This is a genomic window from Pseudomonas sp. LBUM1671 (assembly GCF_059695685.1).
This window is the reverse complement of record NZ_CP166782.1, coordinates 2,298,345-2,319,892: the sequence shown is the minus strand read 5'-3', so window position 1 is coordinate 2,319,892 and position 21,548 is coordinate 2,298,345. Positions and strand designations below refer to the sequence as shown.

General features: G+C 59.4%; 19 protein-coding genes. 7 read left to right on the top strand and 12 right to left on the bottom strand.

All coding sequences use genetic code 11. The features are described from left to right. The first annotated feature begins 33 nt into the window (after positions 1–33). From ACA060_RS10605 to ACA060_RS10590, 4 genes are read left to right on the top strand one after another with little or no spacing between them, the layout of a single operon-like run. The gene (locus ACA060_RS10605) at positions 34–162 is read left to right on the top strand and encodes a hypothetical protein (protein ID WP_256597498.1); all 129 of its coding nucleotides are present in this window, start codon (positions 34–36) and stop codon (positions 160–162) included. A 44-nt stretch (positions 163–206) separates the two neighbouring features. Beyond that, positions 207–1,442 carry a YcaO-like family protein gene (locus ACA060_RS10600; RefSeq protein WP_497317094.1) on the top strand — a complete coding sequence of 412 codons (1,236 nt, stop codon included), beginning with the start codon at positions 207–209 and terminating at the stop codon, positions 1,440–1,442. Next, on the top strand, positions 1,439–2,383 hold the full coding sequence (locus ACA060_RS10595; RefSeq protein WP_497317092.1) for a class I SAM-dependent methyltransferase: 945 nt from the start codon (positions 1,439–1,441) through the stop codon (positions 2,381–2,383). Before ACA060_RS10600 ends, ACA060_RS10595 begins: the two co-directional genes overlap by 4 nt. Further along, positions 2,383–3,249, top strand: coding sequence for an alpha/beta fold hydrolase (locus ACA060_RS10590; protein WP_497317090.1), 867 nt, complete (start codon positions 2,383–2,385; stop codon positions 3,247–3,249). Before ACA060_RS10595 ends, ACA060_RS10590 begins: the two co-directional genes overlap by 1 nt. Positions 3,250–3,295: 46 nt before the next feature. Here the strand turns inward: ACA060_RS10590 and ACA060_RS10585 are convergent, their stop codons facing one another. The 6 genes from ACA060_RS10585 to ACA060_RS10560 are packed head-to-tail and all read right to left on the bottom strand — an operon-like array spanning position 3,296 to position 9,251. Further along, complete coding sequence (locus ACA060_RS10585) at positions 3,296–5,038, bottom strand: ABC transporter substrate-binding protein (protein ID WP_497317088.1); 1,743 nt, start codon at positions 5,036–5,038, stop codon at positions 3,296–3,298. Between the two features lie 48 nt (positions 5,039–5,086). After that, positions 5,087–5,359, bottom strand: a complete 273-nt coding sequence (locus tag ACA060_RS10580) for a DUF2160 domain-containing protein (RefSeq protein ID WP_109629387.1) — start codon at positions 5,357–5,359, stop codon at positions 5,087–5,089. A gap of 10 nt (positions 5,360–5,369) precedes the next feature. Then, entirely contained in the window at positions 5,370–6,170 is an 801-nt protein-coding gene (locus ACA060_RS10575; RefSeq protein ID WP_497317086.1) for a carbohydrate ABC transporter permease, read from the bottom strand. Positions 6,171–6,178: 8 nt separating this feature from the next. Further along, complete coding sequence (locus ACA060_RS10570) at positions 6,179–7,045, bottom strand: carbohydrate ABC transporter permease (protein ID WP_497317084.1); 867 nt, start codon at positions 7,043–7,045, stop codon at positions 6,179–6,181. Next, entirely contained in the window at positions 7,042–8,157 is a 1,116-nt protein-coding gene (locus ACA060_RS10565; RefSeq protein ID WP_497317082.1) for an ABC transporter ATP-binding protein, read from the bottom strand. The genes ACA060_RS10570 and ACA060_RS10565 overlap by 4 nt, the downstream gene beginning before the upstream one ends. After that, entirely contained in the window at positions 8,157–9,251 is a 1,095-nt protein-coding gene (locus tag ACA060_RS10560) for an ABC transporter ATP-binding protein (protein WP_497317081.1), read from the bottom strand. Before ACA060_RS10560 ends, ACA060_RS10565 begins: the two co-directional genes overlap by 1 nt. A 428-nt stretch (positions 9,252–9,679) precedes the next feature. Between ACA060_RS10560 and ACA060_RS10555 the strand changes: the two genes are divergently transcribed. Then, positions 9,680–11,527, top strand: coding sequence for a sigma-54-dependent Fis family transcriptional regulator (locus tag ACA060_RS10555; protein WP_497317079.1), 1,848 nt, complete (start codon positions 9,680–9,682; stop codon positions 11,525–11,527). A 215-nt stretch (positions 11,528–11,742) separates the two neighbouring features. Here the strand turns inward: ACA060_RS10555 and cysS are convergent, their stop codons facing one another. Both cysS and ACA060_RS10545 read right to left on the bottom strand, forming a co-directional pair. Continuing rightward, positions 11,743–13,125, bottom strand: a complete 1,383-nt coding sequence (gene cysS / locus ACA060_RS10550; protein ID WP_497317077.1) for a cysteine--tRNA ligase — start codon at positions 13,123–13,125, stop codon at positions 11,743–11,745. A 17-nt stretch (positions 13,126–13,142) separates the two neighbouring features. Further along, a complete protein-coding gene (locus ACA060_RS10545) occupies positions 13,143–14,843 on the bottom strand; it encodes a glutamine--tRNA ligase/YqeY domain fusion protein (RefSeq protein ID WP_497317075.1) in 1,701 nt (566 codons plus the stop codon). A gap of 276 nt (positions 14,844–15,119) precedes the next feature. Here ACA060_RS10545 and ACA060_RS10540 point away from each other — a divergent pair, with 276 nt between their 5' ends. Together ACA060_RS10540 and lpxH are read left to right on the top strand one after the other, a co-directional pair. Then, positions 15,120–15,626 carry a peptidylprolyl isomerase gene (locus ACA060_RS10540; RefSeq protein WP_109629376.1) on the top strand — a complete coding sequence of 169 codons (507 nt, stop codon included), beginning with the start codon at positions 15,120–15,122 and terminating at the stop codon, positions 15,624–15,626. Further along, positions 15,623–16,375, top strand: a complete 753-nt coding sequence (gene lpxH, locus ACA060_RS10535; protein WP_497317073.1) for a UDP-2,3-diacylglucosamine diphosphatase — start codon at positions 15,623–15,625, stop codon at positions 16,373–16,375. The genes ACA060_RS10540 and lpxH overlap by 4 nt, the downstream gene beginning before the upstream one ends. A 185-nt stretch (positions 16,376–16,560) precedes the next feature. On the opposite strand, the gene ACA060_RS10530 is transcribed toward lpxH, so the two are convergent. The 4 genes from ACA060_RS10530 to ACA060_RS10515 form a co-directional block, all read right to left on the bottom strand. Then, a complete protein-coding gene (locus ACA060_RS10530; RefSeq protein WP_497317071.1) occupies positions 16,561–18,090 on the bottom strand; it encodes a DHA2 family efflux MFS transporter permease subunit in 1,530 nt (509 codons plus the stop codon). Positions 18,091–18,306: 216 nt separating this feature from the next. Beyond that, positions 18,307–19,512, bottom strand: a complete 1,206-nt coding sequence (locus ACA060_RS10525) for an HlyD family secretion protein (RefSeq protein ID WP_497317069.1) — start codon at positions 19,510–19,512, stop codon at positions 18,307–18,309. A gap of 15 nt (positions 19,513–19,527) precedes the next feature. Next, complete coding sequence (locus ACA060_RS10520) at positions 19,528–20,997, bottom strand: efflux transporter outer membrane subunit (RefSeq protein WP_497317067.1); 1,470 nt, start codon at positions 20,995–20,997, stop codon at positions 19,528–19,530. Beyond that, on the bottom strand, positions 20,994–21,467 hold the full coding sequence (locus ACA060_RS10515) for a MarR family winged helix-turn-helix transcriptional regulator (RefSeq protein WP_010458806.1): 474 nt from the start codon (positions 21,465–21,467) through the stop codon (positions 20,994–20,996). Before ACA060_RS10515 ends, ACA060_RS10520 begins: the two co-directional genes overlap by 4 nt. Positions 21,468–21,548: the final 81 nt, after the last annotated feature.

Here is a 21,548-nt window from a genome sequence, read left to right as displayed (position 1 = left end):
ACTCCACTATCCAACAAAAAAGAGAGTTTACCCATGGGTTACCTTGTCAGCTGGAACGCAAACAAAGTTATCGACCTGGAACAACAGGACACCCCCACAGCAGAGCAAATTGAACAACTGCAACTGACCGAGGATGAACAAGCAGAACTGGAAGCCGTTTAAGAAAGCGGGGGGCCAATGCCCCCCGTTTTTCAAGGGAGGGAACGATGGATAACTTTACACGTGTAGAACGAGAACTCACCCTTGCGCAGGCTGAAAAGAGGATTCACGCCGAATTGGAAAACCTGGGGCTTCGCGCAGAACCCCGCATACTCGGGCAAAAAATTGTCGCGGTGCATGTCTCGGCGAGTGCTGGCAATCAACAGGGCATCGCCAGGGGAGCGGGAAAAGGTTACCTCCATCACGCCCAGGTGGGTGCACTTTACGAAACACTGGAACACCATCTAAGTGACCACGTCAGCGCCTGCGATATTCACTGCATTGCCCCGCACTACTTTTCTGACTCTCCACTATTTGTCGATGACACGGTTCTTTCTACTCTCACCGACCAACCCGATGCTTTGACAGCCTGCAGAACTTACACGGACATATTCAAAAAAACTTTATTCTCTTACCCCGTTGCATTATGCACTCCCGACTATTCACGCCAGCCACTGGAACAAGACTCTACGAACTACGGTGTATTACGGCGCTATGCCTCTAACAGTGGAACGGCCATTGGCGCGAGCTACGACGAAGCGGTCTTGCATGCGGCAAATGAATGCATCGAGCGCGATGCGGTTTCGTTGTTTCTGCTGGAGCATTTTTACTACGAGAACCGGCCTGTGCTGCGCCGGGTCGGTCGCGTGGCAGATCACGAACAATTGGGCCAACTGTGGTCGGATGCCGAAGCGGAGATCGGAGCGGAAATCATCCTGATCGACATCAGCACTGAATTCCTGCCACACACCTTTCTGGCGTTCTCAACCGAACCTGGCACCCATCCTCGCGTGTTCGGCAGCGGTAGTTCGATCAGCGCCCGACATGGCGCCTGGCGGGCGCTGACCGAACTCGTCCAACTCCATCACGGGGCCTCGGAGCCAGAATTGCAACACTACCTGAGTAACGCGCAACGGCACTTGAGCAAATTTCCTCGCCTGCTCCGCTGCCTGCAATTCGACCTGTATCCACTGCTTACCTTGTGCGAGCAAGTCACGGTCGACTTACCCGAAACAATCAATGAACGCCCGTTGGCCGAGCAAATCAACTTGCTGGCAGAAGATCTCCACCAGCATGGGCGCGCGCTGGGGGTCACCCAACTCCATCAAACCTCGCTGGGGACCACGCTGGTCAACGTCGTCATTCCGGGGCTGGAGCGTTTTTTTGTGGTGTCCAGTGGCAATGTGGTGATACCGCAGGCACGAGGGCGGCGCCTGCAAAGGAATCAGGGAGTGGCAGCATGACCCCTGCCCTTTGTCGAGAACACCACCTCGCTCAATCATTCCCCCGGCGCAAGGCATCGCCGGGCGAGCTCGATCGCTTCATCGAACCCTTCGGCTCGGGCCTGCATCATGTGTTTGTATTGCGTGTCGGCGGCAACGAATGGGTCGGCCGCAAAGTCCTGCAATACAGCGAGACGGTCGGCTGGCACATCAGCAGCGTGCTCCAACCCTGGATGCTGCTCGGACCGCTGGTGCAATGGCAATGGGGCAATCAAGGCACCGTGATCTATTTCCGTGCGGTAACTGCGCAGGAGAAAGAAACCGCGTTCCATAACGCATTGACGCAGTCGGGCAGCGAAGTGAGTTTTCCGTTTCCTGCCATGGATGACAGCGGCCGAGAGTGCGTCTGCCCGCCCGAGTATTGGCAATGCAATGAATCGCTCGCCACACAGCTGGATGCTGACGAAGGGCATTTTCGCCAGCATTGCACAAGCCTGCTCAAAACCCTGTCATCGCCCGGCGCGGTGATCCATGACCCGGCGTGTTCGACGGGCGAGTTCATCGCGCACCTCGCTGGCGAACTCCCGGATCGCCAATGCCTGGGGTCTGATCGCTCAGCGTCGATGATTGACTATGCCAAAAAGCATCATGGCACTTCAGCCGCCCGGTTCTACCTGGCCGATGCCCACCACATCGCGACAACAGGTATTCAATGCGATGTGCTGATCATTCGTTTCCTCAATGCCGAAGTGATGACGCGCAAGGACGCGCAGCGAGCTCTCCTCGATATGGCAGCCGGCGTTAAACCGGGTGGCACGATTCTCCTTTTCGGCCATACGCCGGTACTGATCGCCGTGCCCTATATGGCGCAGGCGCTGAAGCTTGAACTGATATCCAGCGTAGCGGCCCGGCCCGGCCACACAGAACTGTTTCAATTCTACAGGCTGAGGACACCCGCCTAATGGTGAACAGTGGCTACTACTCGACCGGCGACGGTCACCAACTCTATTGGGAGCGGCACGGCACACCCGGTGGCGAACCGATATTTTTCCTGCATGGCGGACCGGGGGGTTGCAGCGACAGCCGTCATCTCAAGTTCTTCGATGAACGCTGTTTCGACATTATCCTGTTCGACCAGCGCGGCTGCGGCCGCTCCGTTCCCCACGGCGAACGCCAACACAACGACACCGGGCTTTGCGTCGAAGACATCGATGCCCTGCGGCAGCATCTGGGGTTCGAAAAAATCAGCATGCTCGGCGTCTCATGGGGCAGCTGGCTGGCCATTCAATACCAGCAACGCTATCCAGAGGCCGTTCTGAAAACCACACTGGTCTCAGTATTCGTACCGTTTGCAGCCAACGTAAATGCCTACGATCAAACCTTGAATGACGGCCTGTCAGCCATGGCACATGGGGCATGCGCCGTCAGTGCCGGTGCGATCTACCAACTCCTGGACAATGGCTGCGCAATCCAGCAGCGTCAGGCGGCCCTCCACTGGTTAAGGGCGACTTTGCAATTGAGCGGACAATCGATGCAGCCGAGCGCACTCGAAGAATTCGTGGACGACGAAGCCGTGCGCGCTATCCGCCTGGAATTGCATTACCACGTAAACCAGTACTTCTTCACACGCGCGGACGAAGCGCCTTCGCTTGATGCCCATACTGAAGTGATCCAAGGCATCAGAGACACCTTCGGCATGTCCAGCGTGCGGTGGCTTCGGCAGCGCCAGCCGCTACGGTGCCGGCTACTCTTCGCCGGACACAATGCCTTCGACCTCCCGATTCTGAAAGCCGTGCGCCAGTCGCTGAAACGTGAAAGTGAGCGTTAAACAAGAACGGCACCCGAAGGTGCCGTTCAACAGTGCAGATGGTCTGTTACTTGCGCGCCGCCTCCCACGATTTCAGCAGTTCGGCATAGCTCACGGTTTCACCTTTAGGCTTCTCGTTCGCCAGTTTCGGCTTCGGTGCACCCGGCTGATCGAACCAGTACTGAGCATCGCGCTCCGGGTTCATTTTCGGTGCGCAGGTGGCTTGAGCCTTCGAGCGTTCCAGACGCGCCATGATCGCGTCCTGATCCTTGGCCAGGCCATCCAGAGCCTGTTGCGGAGTCTTCTCGCCGCTGGCCGCTTCCGCGATGTGGCTCCACCACAGTTGAGCCAGACGTGGATAATCCGGCACGTTGGTCCCGGTCGGGGTCCATTGCACGCGGGCCGGGCTGCGGTAGAACTCCACCAGGCCGCCGAGTTTCGGTGCCAGGTCGGTCATGGCTTGCGAGTTGATGTCCGACTCACGAATCGGCGTCAGGCCGACGATGGTTTTCTTCAGCGACACGGTTTTCGAGGTCACGAATTGCGCATAGAGCCAGGCCGCCAGTTTCTGCTTCTCAGGCGTGGATTTCATGAACGTCCAGGAACCCACGTCCTGATACCCCAGCTTCATGCCCTCTTCCCAGTACGGTCCGCGGGGTGATGGCGCCATGCGCCATTTCGGCGTGCCGTCGGCGTTCATTACCGGCAGACCCGGTTTGGTCATGTCGGCGGTGAACGCGGTGTACCAGAAGATCTGTTGGGCGATGTTGCCTTGGGACGGCACCGGGCCGGATTCGGAGAAGGTCATGCCCGCTGCTTCCGGTGGTGCGTAGGCCTTGAGCCAGTCGACGTATTTCTGCGTCGCATAGACCGCCGCCGGGCCGTTGGTGTCGCCGCCACGGGTTACGCTGGAACCGACCGGGTGGCAATCCTCGACGCGGATGCCCCACTCGTCCACCGGCAAGCCATTGGGAATGCCTTTGTCGCCGGCACCGGCCATGGAGAACCAGGCATCGGTGAAGCGCCAGCCGAGAGACGGGTCTTTCTTGCCGTAGTCCATGTGCCCGTAGACACGCTTGCCGTCGATCTCCTTGACGTCTTCGCTGAAGAACTTGGCGATGTCTTCATAGGCCGACCAGTTCACCGGCACACCCAATTCGTAGCCGTACTTTTCCTTGAACTTGGCTTTGAGCTCTGGCCGCTCGAACCAGTCGGCACGGAACCAGTACAGGTTGGCGAACTGTTGGTCAGGCAATTGATAGATCTTGCCGTCCGGTGCAGTGGTGAACGAAATGCCGATAAAGTCCTTGAGGTCCAGGGTCGGCGAAGTGAAGTTCTTGCCTTCGTTGGCCATCAGGTCGGTGATCGATTCGGTCTTGCCGTAGCGAAAGTGCGTACCGATCAGGTCCGAGTCGTTGACCCAACCGTCATAGATGTTTTTGTCCGACTGCATCTGGGTTTGCAGCTTTTCCACCACGTCGCCTTCCTGCAGCAAGTCGTGGGTCAGCTTGATCCCGGTGATTTCGGTGAAGGCCTTGGCCAGCGTTTTGGATTCATATTCGTGGGTCGCGATGGTTTCCGAGACCACCTTGATGCTCATCCCGCGAAACGGCTCGGCGGCCTTGATGAACCACTTCAGCTCTTCGAGCTGCTGGTCTGGCGTGAGGGTGGACGGTTTGAATTCGCTGCCGATCCATTTCTTCGCGGCGTCTTCGTAGGCATCGGCCCAGGCCGAAGCGCTCAGACCGCTGAGTGCCAGCATGGCTGCCAATGAAATGCTATGTCGCAGCTTATTGTTTTTGTCGAACATAGAGACCTCCTGTTTGGTTTTCGGAGCAACATTGCCGATCGATTTCGACTAGCCCCAACGCATCACAGCCAACAGCCACACCAGGGACAACGCGAACGCAACCCAGATGCTCCAGTCGGTGACGCCGATTACCAGCAAATGCAGGTAGGCGCTGCCGAGAAGACCGATAAACAGCCGATCGCCACGGGTGGTGGCAATCGGCAAGAAACCACGCCGAGGGACACTCGGCGAACGTAATTCCCAGGTCGTCATGCCCGCCAGAATCAGGCCAATGGCGATGAAGAACGCCGCCGTGGGGACAGTCCAGCTCATCCATTCCATCATCAGCTCCTCAGACCCGGCCCAGGGCAAAGCCCTTGGCCACGTGGTTGCGAACAAACCAGATCACCAGCATGCCCGGCAGGATGGTCAATACCCCCGCCGCCGCCAGCACGCCCCAGTCGATGCCGGACGCCGAGACCGTGCGGGTCATCACCGCCGCGATCGGTTTGGCGTTCACCGAGGTCAGCGTCCGCGCCAGCAGCAGTTCGACCCAGGAAAACATGAAGCAGAAGAACGCCGTGACGCCGATCCCGGAGCCGATCAGTGGGACAAAAATCTTCACGAAGAACTTGGGGAAACTGTAGCCGTCAATGTAGGCGGTCTCGTCGATTTCTTTCGGAACGCCGGACATGAAGCCCTCCAGAATCCATACCGCCAACGGCACGTTGAACAGGCAATGGGCCAGCGCCACGGCGATGTGCGTGTCGAACAGACCAATCGAGGAATACAGCTGGAAGAACGGCAACAGGAACACCGCCGGTGGCGCCATGCGGTTGGTCAGCAGCCAGAAAAACAGGTGCTTGTCACCCAGAAAGCGATACCGCGAGAACGCGTAGGCCGCCGGCAACGCCACGCTCAGGGAAATGATCGTGTTCAGGCTCACGTAGTACAGCGAGTTGAGGTAACCGGTGTACCAGCTCGGATCGGTGAAGATCACCTTGTAGTTGGCAAAGGTGAAATCCTGCGGAAACAGCGTCAGGCCGCCGAGGATTTCGGTGTTGCTCTTGAAGGACATGTTCAGCAGCCAGTAGATCGGCACCAGCAGGAACAGGATGTAGATCAGCAACGGAATCAGCTTTCTCTTGCTCATGGCGGACCTCAGCGGTTGGCGTCAGAGTGAGTCATGGCGGTGTAGAACAGCCAGGACACCAACAGGATGATCAGGAAGTACACCAGCGAGAAAGCCGCCGCCGGACCGAGGTCGAATTGCCCTACAGCCATCTGGGTCAACGTCTGACTCAAGAAGGTTGTGGCATTGCCCGGCCCGCCACCCGTGAGTACGAACGGTTCGGTGTAGATCATGAAACTGTCCATGAAGCGCAGCATCACCGCGATCAGCAGCACGCTCTTGAGCTTGGGCAGCTGGATATGTCGGAAAACCGCCCAGGACGATGCCCGATCAATCCGCGCTGCCTGGTAGTACACGTCCGGAATCGCCCGCAACCCGGAGAAGCACAACAGCGCCACCAGCGAGGTCCAGTGCCAGACGTCCATCACCAGCACCGTGACCCAGGCGTCCATGGTGTTGGCCGCGTAGTTGTAGTTGATACCCATGGCCTTGAGGCTGGCACCGAGCAGACCGATGTCCGCACGACCGAAAATCTGCCAGATAGTGCCGACCACGTTCCACGGAATCAGCAGCGGAATCGCCAGGATAATCAGCACCAGCGACGACCACCGCCCCTTGGTCGGCATGGTCAGGGCGATGGCGATGCCCAGGGGGATTTCGATCAGCAATACGCAGGCGGAATAGATGAATTGCCGCAGCAGCGAGTCGTGCAACCGTGGATCGAGCAGCACCTGCTTGTACCAGTCGGCGCCGACGAAGTAGCGGCTGGACTGGTCGAAGATGTCCTGCACCGAGTAGTTGACCACGGTCATCATCGGGATCACCGCACTGAACGCCACCAGCAGAAACACCGGCAGCACCAGCCACCAGGCCTTGTTGTTCTGCACCTTGTTCATGGCTGCACCTCATTATTGGCTTGCGCTGGCAGAAGGTAATCGTCCGCATAGACCATCAACCACTGCGCCGGGAAGCTGATCCAGGCCGTGCCTTCCGGCACCGGTTTGTCTTCGGCCAGACGCACTTTCAACGGCGCGCCGTCGAGGTTCAGGGTCATGATCTTGTAGGTGCCGAGGTCTTCGACGTGTACGACTTGTGCCTGCATCGCGTCATCGAACGGCTCGTCCCACACGTGCACGAACTCCGGACGGATGCCGACCTTCAGGGTTTTCCATTCCGATTCGGCGATTCGTTTCTGCTGGGCGTCGGACAAAGGCAAATGCGTTGAAGCAAACCCGACGCCGCCCGGCTGCGGCTGCACCTCGATCAGGTTCATCCCCGGACTGCCGATGAAATAGCCGACAAAGGTGTGGGTCGGCCGCTCGAACAATTCGCGCGGGGTGCCGAATTGCACGATCTGCCCGCCGTACATCACCGCGATCTTGTCAGCGAAGGTCGAGGCCTCCAGCTGATCGTGGGTGACGTAGACCATGGTGATGTTGAACTGCTCGTGGATCTGCTTGAGCTTGCGCCGCAGTTTCCACTTCAGGTGCGGGTCGATTACCGTCAGCGGCTCATCAAACAGGATGGCCGAGACGTCGTCGCGCACCAGCCCACGGCCCATGGAGACTTTCTGTTTTTCATCGGCAGTGAGGTTGCGCGCCTTTTTGCTCAGCAGCGCCTGGAGGTCGAGTACCTCGGCAATTTCCTGCACCTTGCTGTGAATTTTCGCCTCGGCCATGCCCTGATTGCGCAGCGGGAAGGCCAGGTTGTCGAACACCGTCATGGTGTCGTAGACCACCGGAAACTGGAAAACCTGGGCGATATTGCGCTTCTCGGGAGTCAGGTCGTTGACCACTTTGCTGTCGAACAGCACCTGGCCCTGGGACGGGCTGAGCAACCCGGAAATGATGTTGAGCAACGTCGACTTGCCGCAACCCGAAGGCCCGAGCAAGGCATAAGCACCGCCCTGCTCCCAGACGTGGTCCATCTCGCGGATCGCGTAATCCTCGGGACCGGTCGGCATGCTGGTGTAGCTGTGGGCGAGGTTCTGCAAACGGATTTCGGCCATCAGGCAACCCTCGCGATACGGCGACCGGGCGCCTGGACCAGCCGCCCCTGCGCATCGAACACAAACAGTTTATGGGTCGGGATATAGATCCGGATCGGCGCATCGACGTCGTATTCGTGAACGCCGGGCAAGTGCAGCACCAGCAGGAAATGCTCGTTGCGCACATGCAGGAAGGTTTCCGAACCGCTGATCTCGGCCACCTCGACGGTTACCGCAAGTTCGAGGTCATCGTCGTTGCTCGGCACCAGTGAGATATGGCTTGGGCGCACGCCGAAACGGAACTCGCCCTCGCCCACCGGGCGCAAATCGACGTTCAATGGGAAATGCACGAAATTGGCGAAGCTGACTTCGTTGCCCGCGATACGGCCCGGCATCAGGTTGATCGGCGGCTCGGAGAACAGCTCCGCCGCCAGCACCGTTTGTGGCTGGTGATAGACCTCCGAGGATTTACCGCTCTGGATCACCCGGCCTTCGTGAAGAATGGTGGTGGTGCCGCCCAGGGCCAGCGCTTCGTTGGGTTCGGTGGTGGCATAAATCGCAATGGTGTGCCGGGCCTTGAACAGCTCGCGCATTTCCTGACGCAGTTCTTCGCGCAACTTGTAGTCGAGGTTGACCAGCGGCTCGTCGAACAGGATCAATTCGGCATCCTTGACCAACGCCCGGGCCATCGCGGTGCGCTGTTGCTGGCCGCCAGAAAGCTCCAGCGGATAGCGCTTGAGGAATTTCTCGATGCGCAGCATCTTCGCGGTTTCCAGCACTTTGCTCTGGATCAGCTCATTGGAAACGCCACCCTGGCGTAACGGCGAGGCGATGTTCTCGAACACCGTCATGGTCGGGTAGTTGATGAACTGCTGATAGACCATCGACACGTTGCGCAAACGCACCGGGCGTTGGGTGACGTCGACGCCGTTCATCAGGATGCGGCCGCTGTCGGGCTTGTCCAGCCCGGCCATCAGGCGCATGAGACTGGTTTTGCCGGACAGCGTACGCCCAAGCAAAACGTTGAAGGATCCGGCTTCGAAACTAAGGCACGCATCGTCGATCCAGGTCTGGCCCTCGACGGTACGGCTGACGTGCTCCAGGGTTAATGACATGGCTCGGCCTTTTTATTATTTGGAGTCAAGCGACCCAGGCTGTAGAGCGAGTTTCATGCCAGAAAATGTAAGTTGTTGAACTACTTTGAAAATCTTCAAGGCAGCGACAAAACCGCTTTCGATGCTGAACAGAAATGAACAACCGCGACTGAACAATTGAACAATCCAGCCGTTGACAATGAACAATAGTGAACAACACTCTACGGATGCTTTTGTGACACGATTATCCGAATTCACCACGATCCTGTAGCAGCTGGCGGAGCCTGCGTTCGGCGACGCAGTCGTCGTGAAATCAAGCAGCGCGATGTGTCAGGATGACCGCACATGCAGGTTTTACGACCACTGCGTCGCCGAACGCAGGCTCCGCCAGCTGCTACATGAATCGCGCTGCACATAACAAAAATAATAATGCTCAGAGATCGACTGCCATGGCCGTACCTGCCTCGCCGCTCTCCCACGACACCATCATCCAGGACTCCTGGTCCCGCTGTCGCGCGTTCGGCCTCAACCATCAAAGCGCCCCGGCCTTTGATCAGTTGCCCGCCGAAGGCATCGCCCAGTTGCTGGAAAGCCAGCATTCGCTGGTGCAGACCACGCATCAGGAAGTCCTGCCGTATTACGAAAACATCCTGAGTAATTCCAACTGCCTGATCATGCTCGCCGACAATCAGGGCCAGGTGCTGACGTCCTGGGGCACCCAGCGTTTTATCGAACCGAGCCTGACCCGCGGCTTTAGCGCCGGGGCCAGCTGGATGGAGCGTTGCAGCGGCACCAACGCGATCGGCACTGCGCTGGCCTGCGAGCAGGCGGTGCACATCGAGCACGATGAGCATTTCCTCAAGGCCAACCGTTTCATGACCGGTTCCGCCGCGCCGATTTTCGATGCCGAGCGCAAGGTAATCGCGGTGCTGGACGTGTCCAGCGACAGCTACCTGCCGCCGTCCCACACCCTCGGCATGGTCAAGATGATGAGCCAGACCGTCGAAAACCGGCTGATCCTCAACCTCTTTCACGGTCAGCATTTTCAACTGACCTTCAACACCGGGCTGAACAACCTCGACAGCCAATGGGCCGGCTTGTTGATCTTCGATGAAACCGGCCAGGTGCTGTCCGCCAATCGCCGGGCTGACAATCTGCTGGGTATCAGCCTGTCGCGGGTCAGTGTCGAGAGCCTGTTCAAAGTGTCGTTGCTGGAATTGCTGAACCAACCGGAAGGCCTGCCTTTTGCGCTGCAAGCCTCCGGGCGCAACCGTTTTCAATGCCTGTTGAAACGGCCAAAACAGGTGCCGGTTCAAGCTAGACTGTTTTCTGAAACCAAAAGCGCGGAACCGGCCGTGGCCGCGCCCGCTGCGATCAGCCTCAATACCCTGCATTTCGGCGACATTCGCGTGGAAAAAGCCGTGCGCCAGGCCGAACGATTGCTGGAAAAAGACATTCCGTTGTTGATCCACGGTGAAACCGGGGTCGGCAAGGAAGTCTTTGTCAAAGCCCTGCATCAGGCCAGTTCCCGCAGCAAAAATCCATTCATCGCCGTCAACTGCGCAGCGATCCCCGCCGAACTGGTGGAATCCGAACTGTTTGGCTACGAGAAAGGTGCATTCACGGGTGCCAATCAGAAAGGCAGCATCGGCCTCATCCGCAAGGCGGATAAAGGCACGCTGTTCCTCGACGAAATTGGTGACATGCCGTTGCCGACTCAAGCTCGGCTGTTAAGGGTTTTGCAGGAGCGTTGCGTGCAACCGGTGGGCAGCAGCGAGTTGTTCCCGGTGGACATCCGCATTATTTCGGCGACCAACCGCTCGTTGCGTGAGCAGGTGCAGCTCGGCCGGTTTCGCGAGGATCTTTACTACCGGATCGGCGGCTTGACCCTGGAATTGCCGCCGCTACGGGAACGCAGCGACAAACAGGCGCTGTTCAAGCGCTTGTGGGAACAGCATCGCGAACCATCGCAGTGGGCCGGATTGAGCCGTGAAGTGATGGAGTTGTTCGGCCGGCATCCGTGGCCAGGGAATTTACGTCAGGTCAGCAGCGTGATGCAGGTGGCGCTGGCCATGGCCGAAGAACAACCGGTACGGCCGGAGCATTTGCCGGATGATTTTTTTGTCGATCTGGAGATGGAGCCGGTGGAATCGCAAGAGCCGCTGGCGGTGGATTTGAATGATGCCGAGGATTTGAATCGGTTGTTGCAGGCGGCTGGGGGGAATATTTCGCACCTCGCCCGGCGTCTCGGAGTCAGCCGCAACACCTTATACAAGCGGTTGCGCCAGGCTGAATGACAAGCAGGCCGCACTGTTTGCGTTCGGCTGGAGACCATCGCGAGCAGGCTCGCTCCCACAGGGAATGGTGTCGAACACAGAGCTCAACCTGGCGAAGACCCAATGTGGGAGCGAGCCTGCTCGCGATGGCGCCAGTCGAGGCGCCACCAGACTTGCAGCTACCCAAAAAACAAAAACCCGCACAAGGCGGGTTTTGTTTGTAGCAATCACAGCAATCAGTCAGCCAAGCGCCAGGTCGTACCGCCCTTCCCGTCTTCCAGCACCACGCCCATCGCGGTCAACTGGTCGCGGATACGGTCGGACTCTGCCCAGTCTTTACCCGCACGAGCCGCCAGACGCGCAGCAATCAGCGCATCAACCTCAGCCGCATCAACCCGCCCTTCGGCACCGGCCTGCAGGAAGTCATCCGCCTCAAGCTGCAACACGCCCAGCACGCTGGCCAGTTCCTTCAAGCGCGCCGCCAGACCCGCCGCCCCATCAAGATCGCTCTCACGCAGACGGTTGATCTCGCGCACCATCTCGAACAGCACCGCGCAGGCTTCCGGCGTGCCGAAGTCGTCGTTCATCACCTGGGTGAAGCGCTCGACAAAGGCTTCGCCGCCAGCCGGCGCCACGTTCGGCAGGCCTTTCAACGCATGGTAGAAACGCTCGAGTGCGCCTTTGGCGTCCTTGAGGTTGTCTTCCGAATAGTTGATCGCGCTGCGGTAGTGGCTCGACACCAGCAGGTAACGCACGACTTCCGGGTGGTACTTTTCCAGCACGTCGCGAATGGTGAAGAAGTTGTTCAAGGACTTGGACATCTTCTCGCCATTGATGCGAATCATGCCGCAATGCATCCACGCGTTGGCGTAGGTCTTGCCGGTGGCCGCTTCGCTCTGGGCGATTTCGTTTTCGTGGTGCGGGAACTCGAGGTCGCTGCCGCCGCCATGAATGTCGAAGGTCTCGCCGAGGCAGCAGGTCGACATCACCGAGCACTCGATGTGCCAGCCCGGACGCCCGGCGCCCCACGGCGATTCCCAGCTCGGTTCGCCCGGCTTGGTGGCTTTCCACAGCACGAAGTCCAGCGGGTCCTGTTTCGACTCGTCGACTTCGATCCGTGCGCCGATGCGCAGGTCTTCGATCTTCTTGCGCGACAGCTTGCCGTAGCCCATGAACTTGGCGACGCGGTAGTAGACGTCGCCATTGCCCGGGGCGTAGGCGTAACCCTTGTCGATCAGGGTCTGGATCATGCTCAGCATGCCCGGAATATGATCGGTGGCCCGCGGTTCCATGTCCGGCTTGAGGATGTTGAGGCGCGCCTCGTCCTCGTGCATCGCGGTGATCATGCGCTCGGTCAGCACGTCGAACGGCTCGCCGTTCTCCTTGGCCCGATTGATGATCTTGTCTTCGATGTCGGTGATGTTGCGCACATACGTCAGGTTATAACCGCTGAACCGCAACCAGCGGGTCACCAGGTCGAACGCGACCATGCTGCGGCCATGGCCAATGTGGCAGTAGTCGTACACGGTCATCCCGCAGACGTACATGCGCACATTGTTGCCATCCAGCGGCTTGAAAACTTCTTTGCTCTTGGTGAGCGTGTTGTAGATCGAAAGCACGTTAGAGGTTCCTTGAATCACTGGCCCCACGAATCACGCAAGGTCACGGTACGGTTGAATACCGGAGCACCTGGTTTCGAGTCCTTGATATCCGCGCAGAAGTAACCTTCGCGCTCGAACTGGAAACGGTCTTCCGGCTGTGCATTGCCCAGCGAAGGCTCAGCACGACAACCGGTGAGGACTTGCAGCGAGTCAGGGTTGATGTTGTCCAGGAAACTGGCGCTGTCTTCGGCCTTCTCAGGGTTCGCAGAGCGGAACAGGCGATCGTAAAGACGCACTTCGCACTCGACGCTGGCCGCGGCCGGCACCCAGTGCACCACGCCTTTGACCTTGCGGCCTTCAGGGTTCTTGCCGAGGGTTTCCGGGTCATAGGAGCAACGCAGTTCAACGATGTTGCCGTCGGCGTCCTTGATCGCTTCATCGGCACGAATCACGTAGCTGCCGCGCAGACGCACTTCGCCGTTCGGCTCCAGGCGCTTGTAGCCTTTTGGCGGCTCTTCCATGAAGTCATCGTGGTCGATGTAGATTTCACGGGCGAACGGCAGCTTGCGCACGCCCAGTTCTTCTTTCTGCGGATGACGCGGCAGTTCGAGGTTCTCGACCTGGTCTTCCGGGTAGTTGGTGATCACCACCTTCAACGGACGCAGCACGCACATGGCGCGCGGAGCGTTCTGATCCAGATCCTGACGGATGCTGAACTCGAGCATACCGAAATCGACGACGCCGTCAGAACGGTTGGTGCCGACCATGTCGCAGAAATTGCGGATCGACGCAGGCGTGTAGCCACGGCGGCGGAAGCCCGACAGCGTGGACATGCGCGGATCGTCCCAGCCATGAACGTGCTTTTCATCGACCAGTTGCTTGAGCTTGCGCTTGCTGGTGATGGTGTAGTTCAGGTTCAGGCGGCTGAATTCGTACTGACGCGGGTTCGCCGGGACCGGCAGGTTCTCCAGGAACCACTCGTACAGCGGACGGTGGCTTTCGAACTCCAGGGTGCAGATCGAGTGGGTGATGCCTTCGATGGCGTCCGACTGACCGTGGGTGAAGTCATAGTTCGGGTAGATGCACCACTTGTCGCCGGTCTGGTGGTGATGCGCGTGACGGATGCGGTACATGATCGGGTCGCGCAGGTTCATGTTCGGCGAAGCCATGTCGATCTTGGCCCGCAGCACGCGTGCGCCGTCCGGGAATTCGCCGGCACGCATGCGGGCGAACCAGTCGAGGTTTTCTTCCACGGAGCGGTCACGGAACGGGCTGTTCTTGCCTGGCTCTGTCAGCGTGCCACGATATTCCTTGGCCTGTTCCGGGCTCAGGTCGTCGACGTAGGCCTTGCCGGCCTTGATCAGCTCGACGGCCCAGTCGTGCAGCTGGTCGAAATACTGCGAGGCATAGCGCACTTCACCGGACCATTCGAAGCCCAGCCATTTGACGTCGCTTTCGATCGCGTCGATGTATTCCTGGTCTTCCTTGGCCGGGTTGGTGTCGTCGAAACGCAGGTGCGTGACGCCGCCAAATTCCTGGGCCAGGCCGAAGTTCACGCAAATCGACTTGGCGTGACCGATGTGCAGGTAGCCGTTGGGCTCAGGCGGGAAACGGGTGACGATCTGCGTGTGCTTACCCGAGTCCAGGTCCGCCTGGATGATCGGGCGCAGGAAATTGACCGGCACGGCAGGGCCGGTCTTGGAATTCGAGGTAGGGTCGACAGTGGGCTTGCTCATAGGATCCTTGAACGTACAAGTGCGCGGCCAGTTGGCCAAATCAAAGCGGCTGTTAAAACAAAGGGGCTTATCATAGCCGATGCCGTCAAGTCGCTGACAGAGCAGGCCCGAAAACGGCTGCATTTAATCGGATGCAAATGAAAAACAGCCTCGAAATTCGCGCCCGGCACGCTAAACTGCGCACCTTGGCTGTTGCTGGCCAGACCGGTTGGGGGCTGTAACGCCCCGAAACCCACGAATTCATATAAAACGCATCTCCTAAAAGAGTCCACGATCATGACCCAAGTCAAACTCACCACCAACCATGGCGACATCGTCCTGGAACTGAACGCTGAAAAGGCACCGCTGACCGTTGCCAACTTCATCGAGTACGTCAACGCCGGTCACTACGAAAACACCGTTTTCCACCGCGTCATCGGTAACTTCATGATCCAGGGCGGCGGTTTCGAGCCAGGCATGAAAGAAAAGAAAGACAAGCGCCCAAGCATCCAGAACGAAGCCGACAACGGCCTGCCGAACGACAAATACACCGTCGCCATGGCTCGCACCATGGAGCCGCATTCGGCTTCCGCCCAGTTCTTCATCAACGTGGCTGACAACAGCTTCCTGAACCACAGCGCCAAGACCACTCAGGGCTGGGGCTACGCCGTATTCGCCAAAGTCGTTGAAGGCACCGACGTTGTCGACAAGATCAAAGGTGTTTCCACCACCATGAAGTCCGGCCACCAGGACGTGCCAGCAGAAGACGTGATCATCGAGAAAGCCGAGATCATCGAAGCGTGATACTGCTGATTTCAGACTTGCATCTGGAAGAGGAGCGCCCGGACATTACCCGGGCGTTTCTGGATTTGCTCGCCGGACGCGCCCGCTCGGCGAGTGCGCTGTACATTCTGGGCGACTTTTTCGAGGCGTGGATTGGCGACGATGCCATGACGCCATTCCAGCGTTCCATCTGCCAGGCCCTGCGCACCCTTAGCGACAGCGGCACGGCGATTTTTCTGATGCACGGCAATCGCGACTTCATGCTCGGCCAGGCCTTTTGCAAACAGGCCGGCTGCACATTGCTGAAGGACCCGAGTGTCGTGCAGTTCAACGGTGAGCCGGTGCTCTTGATGCACGGCGACAGCCTCTGCACCCGCGACGAGGCTTATATGAAGCTGCGTCGCTATCTGCGCAACCCGATCACCCTGTTCATCCTGCGGCACTTGCCACTGCGCGCACGGCATAAACTGGCGCGCAAACTGCGCAGCGAAAGCCGGGCCCAGACGCGGATGAAGGCCAATGACATTGTCGATGTCACGCCAGACGAAGTGCCGCGGATCATGCAGGCATATGGCGTGAAAACCCTGATCCATGGGCACACCCATCGCCCGGCCATTCACAAGTTGCAGATTGGCGAGCAGGCAGCCAAACGCATTGTGCTGGGGGATTGGGACCGTCAAGGCTGGGCGTTGCAGGTGGATGAGCAAGGGTTTGCGCTGGCGCCGTTTGATTTTGGTACGCCGCCACAATTGGCATTGCCAAACGGCTGAGAGCCACCCTCACCCCAGCCCTCTCCCCAGTGGGGAGAGGGGAAAGGGAGCAGATCTCCATCATTTTCCAGACCTGAGTTCGACTCGGGCTTCCAGGTCGATGTAAATCAAAAGAACAACTCGGCCAGTCCCCTCGCCCCTCCGGGGAGAGGGTTAGGGTGAGGAGTGGCTCCTGAGCCGTACCCTCAATGCCCAGACGCCGCCGGCCCCGCCTTCGCGGCAAACGGCGGTTTCGCCAGCCACACAATCACGATCAAACCCATGAACGCCCACCCCAGCAACGTGAAGTAATCCACGGTGGAGAGCATGTACGCCTGGCTGGTCAGCACATGATCCAGCTGCGCATACGCCGGGTTGCCCGCCCCGCCCAGCGCATTCAGTGCCTCACGGGTCGCCGGTTCATAAGTGCTGATGCTTTCGCTCATATAGGCGTGATGCTGATCCGCCCGGCGAATCCAGATCCATGTGGTCAGCGACGCCGCAAAACTACCGCCCAACGTCCGTAGAAACGTCGCCAGACCAGCGCCGTCGGCGATCTGGCTCGGTGGCAGGTCCGACATCAGGATGCTCAAGGTCGGCATGAAGAACAACGCCACGCCAATACCCATGAACAGCTGCACCAGGGCGATGTGCTGGAAGTCCACTTCGTTGGTGAACCCGGCGCGCATGAAGCAGCTCAGGCCAATCGCCAAAAACGCCAGACCGGCCAGCAGCCGCAGGTCGAACTTGTGCGCATATTTGCCGACAAACGGCGACATCAACACCGGCAGAATCCCGATCGGCGCCACCGCCAGCCCCGCCCATGTCGCCGTGTAGCCCATCTGGGTTTGCAGCCATTGCGGCAGGATCAGATTGATGCCGAAGAACCCGGCATAACCCAACACCAGCACGATGGTGCCGATGCGGAAGTTGCGATACGCAAACAACCGCAGGTTGACCACCGGATGCTTGTCGGTCATTTCCCAGATCACGAACACCGCCAGCGCGATCACTGAAATCGCCGCGCCGATGAGGATGAAGTTCGATTCGAACCAGTCGAGGTCGTTGCCCTTGTCGAGGATCACCTGCAACGCGCCGACGCCGATGATCAAAGTGATCAGCCCGACGTAATCCATCGGTTGACGGCTGGTTTCCACCGGGCGTGCCTTGAGTTGCTGACGCACCACCATCACCGCGAAGATGCCGATTGGCACGTTGATGAAGAAGATCCACGGCCAGCTGTAACTGTCGGTAATCCAGCCGCCGAGGATCGGGCCGGCAATCGGCGCGACCACCGTGACCATCGCCAGCAACGCCAGGGCCATGCCGCGCCTGGCGGGCGGATAGACCGCGATCAGCAGCGTCTGGGTCATCGGGTACAACGGACCGGCCACCAGGCCTTGCAACACCCGGAAGCCAATAAGCTCGGGCATCGAGGTCGAGATACCGCAGAGAAACGAGGCCACTACAAAAAGAATGGTCGCCCAGAGAAACAGCTTCACCTCACCAAAGCGCCGGCTGAGCCAACCGGTCAGCGGCAGCGCGATGGCGTTGCTCACCGCAAACGAAGTGATCACCCAGGTGCCCTGCTCCGAACTCACACCCAGGTTGCCGGAAATCGTCGGCAGCGCCACGTTGGCAATGGTCGTGTCGAGCACTTGCATGAAAGTCGCCAGCGACAGGCCGATGGTGCTGAGCAGCAGGCTGGGCGGCGTGAAAGACGCGTTATTGCTCATCGCAAATCCTTTGAAACCTGATGGGCGCAGCGCCTGTTACAGACGCAGCTGACCTTGTGAGAGCGAGCTTTTGTGGCAAGAGAGCTTGTGTGGCGAGGGGATTTATCCCCGTTCGGCTGCGAAGCAGTCGCAAAGCTTTTGGGGCCGCTTCGCGACCCAACGGGGATAAATCCCCTCACCACAGAAGCTCGCTCCCACAGGGTTGGCGGATGGCAATCAGCGCTGCGCGGTTTTGCTGACCGCTGCGCTGTTGTCGTGGATCAACTGCGTGATCATCGCGTCGGCTTCAGCCAACTGACGGTCGTAGACGTTGGTGCTGAACGAAGCCTTTTGCGGCGGCTGTTGCGCCAGCACCGGGCCGCTCTGGTCATGCAGGTTCACATCAACCTGGGTCGACAGGCCTACGCGCAACGGGTGCTTGGCCAGTTGTTCGGCGTTGATGTGAATCCGCACCGGCACCCGCTGCACGATCTTGATCCAGTTACCGGTGGCGTTTTGCGCGGGCAGCAGGGCAAACGCGCTGCCGGTGCCGGCGCCGAGGCTGTCGATGGTGCCACTGAACTTCACGTCGCTGCCGTAGAGGTCGGCTTCGATATCGACCGGTTGGCCAATGCGCATGTCACGCAGCTGGGTTTCCTTGAAGTTGGCGTCGATCCACAGCTGATCCAGCGGAATAACCGCCATCAGCGCCGTGCCCGGCTGGACGCGCTGGCCCAGTTGCACAGAGCGTTTGGCCACGTAACCGGTGACCGGCGCGATCAAGGTACTGCGGGAATTGTTCAAGTAGGCCTGACGCAATTGCGCAGCCGCCGCCATCACGTCCGGATGCGACGAGACCACCGTGTCATCCACCAACGCGCTGGTGGTTTTCAGTTGCTGCTTGGCGTTGGCCAGGGCGTTTTGCGCCGAGGTCAGGTCGTCACGGGCGTGGGACAGTTCTTCCTGGGAAATCGCCCCGCCAGCGGCGAGGTTTTTCCGACGATTGAAGTTGTCCTGGGCCTTTTGCACTTCGGCCTGCTGGGCGTTGACCTGGGCTTTCATGCCATCGACGTTGCTGTACAAGCCGCGCACCTGACGCACGGTGCGGGCCAGGTTGGCCTGGGCACTTTGCAGACCGACCTGGGCGTCGTTCGGGTCGAAATTGACCAGCACCTGGCCTTCATGGACCAGGTCGCCATCGTCGGCGCCGATGCTGACCACGGTGCCGGTGACCAGCGGGGTGATTTCCACCACGTTGCCGTTCACATAGGCGTCGTCGGTGCTTTCGTTCCAGCGGCCGTAGAGTTCGTGATAACCCCAGACGCCGACACCGGCGAGAATCACCACAATTGCGAGTATCACCAGCATGATTTTGCGTTTACGCGGATTGCTGGTGTCTTGAGCGTTGTCAGGGGTTTGTGTTGTCGTTTCGGCAGTGGCCATGACAAATACCTTGAATTAGTTGTGCTGCGTGGCTGGGAGTGCGTTGGCTGCGGTCAGGGTTTCGCCCTGGAAGCCGCCGCCCAGCGCCTGCATCAGTTGGATCGACAGGTCGATCTGCTCGGCATTCAGGTTGGCCAACTGACGCTGGGCCTGGAGCAATTGCTGCTCGATGCTGAGCACGTCCAGGTAGTTGCCGATGCCGGAACCGTACCGCTGGACCACGGTGTTGTAAGAGTCCTGAGCAATGTCGGTGGCATGCTGCTGAGCCCCGATCTGCCGCCCGATATCGCGCAACTGGTTGATGGTGTCGCTGACATCACCCAGGGCTTTCACCAGGCTTTTGTTGTACTGCGCCACCGCGAGGTCGTAATCGGCGTCGCGGGAATCGAGGTCGGCACGCAGGCGGCCGCCGTCGAAAATCGGCACGGAAATCGTCGGTGCAACGTTGAAGAAACGGCTTGCCGAACCAAACATCGCATCACCCAGCAACGACTCGGCACCGGCCGCCGCGCTCAGGTTGAGGTTGGGGTAGAACTGGGTTTTACCGGCGGCGATGTTCTTGCTCGCGGCTTCGACCCGCCAGCGCGCGGCGACCAGGTCTGGACGACGACCGAGCAACTCGGCGGGCAATACCGATGGCAATGCCACGGCGCTGGCTTGAAGAATCTTTGGCCGGGCTATTTCATTGCCGCGATCCGGGCCTTTGCCGAGCAGCACCGCCAAGGCGATTTTCGCGCTTTGCAGGCGCTTTTCGGCGTCGATCAGGCTCGCTTCGGAACTCGCTTCCAGGCTTTCGGTTTGCTGGAACTGGTATTGGCTGTCGATCCCCGAGCTCAGGCGACGCTGGCTCAGGTCGAGCATTTGTTTGGTGCGTTTGAGGTCTTCGTTGGCCAGGTCGTAAACGATGTGCGCCTGGCCCAGATCGCTGTAGGCGCGGGCGACGTCGGCGGACAAGGTCAGCTGCGCAGCCTGCTGATCGACTTCGGCCGCACGGGCCTCGCCCAACGCAGCTTCCCAGGCATCCCGCTGACCGCCCCAGAGGTCGAAGTTGTAATTGAAACTGGCGCCGATGTTACGCACGGTGGAATACGTGCCGCCCTGCCCGCTCGGGTCTTGATCGCGGGCCAGGCGCGAACGGCTGACTCCGGCGCTGGCATCGAGGGTCGGCATGCGCGCGGCATCGGCGGCATACGCGGCGGCGCTGGCCTGATGGGCACGGGCGTCGGCGATTTGCATGTCGGGGCTGTCGTGCAGGGCTTCGCGGATCAGGCCGTCGAGTTGCGGGTCGCCGAGGCTTTTCCACCAGTCGCTTTTCGGCCAGGCCGCGGGCGACAGGGTCACGCCGCTGAGGGATTGCCCGGCCTTGAGGTTTGTCGCATCAAGGCTGACGCCTTCGGTATTCAGGCCGCTGTAACTGGCGCAACCGGCCAGGGTCATGGCCGCCAGCACCAGGCTCAGGCCGACACGCAGGGTTTTACTGCTCATTTGTCACCTACCCGCAGCAAGGTGATCGAGTCACCGGCCGCCACAAGGATTTTCTTGAGGATCTGTTCCAGGGTTTTCAGCTCATCCGGTGTGATCGCGCCAGCCAGTTCATTCATGGCATCAGCGCCGATCTCCGGCAGGCGGTCAGTCAATTGCTGGCCTTGCTCGGTGAGCACCAGTTGCACCTGACGGCGATCCGCCTCGGAACGTTGGCGGGCGAGGAAACCTTTCTGTTCCAGACGGTCGAGCATGCGAGTCATCGAACCGCTGTCCAGCGACAGGTGCCGGCACAGCTCGGCCGGGGTATCGACGCCGAACTGGGCCATGATGATCAGCACTTTGAACTGCGCAGCGGTGATGCCGTGGGGTTCCATGTGCGTGTCGATGATCCGGTCCTTGAGCAGCGCAGCGCGCCCGAGCAGGAGGCCGAGATGGCAAGTGTGGAATTCGTCTGGGGTGAAGTGTTTCATCTGACCACCAATTAGCTGCCTAGGCAGAGAATGTATGTCGAGATGTTACTGCCTAGGCAGCGAATGTCAACGTAATAGTTA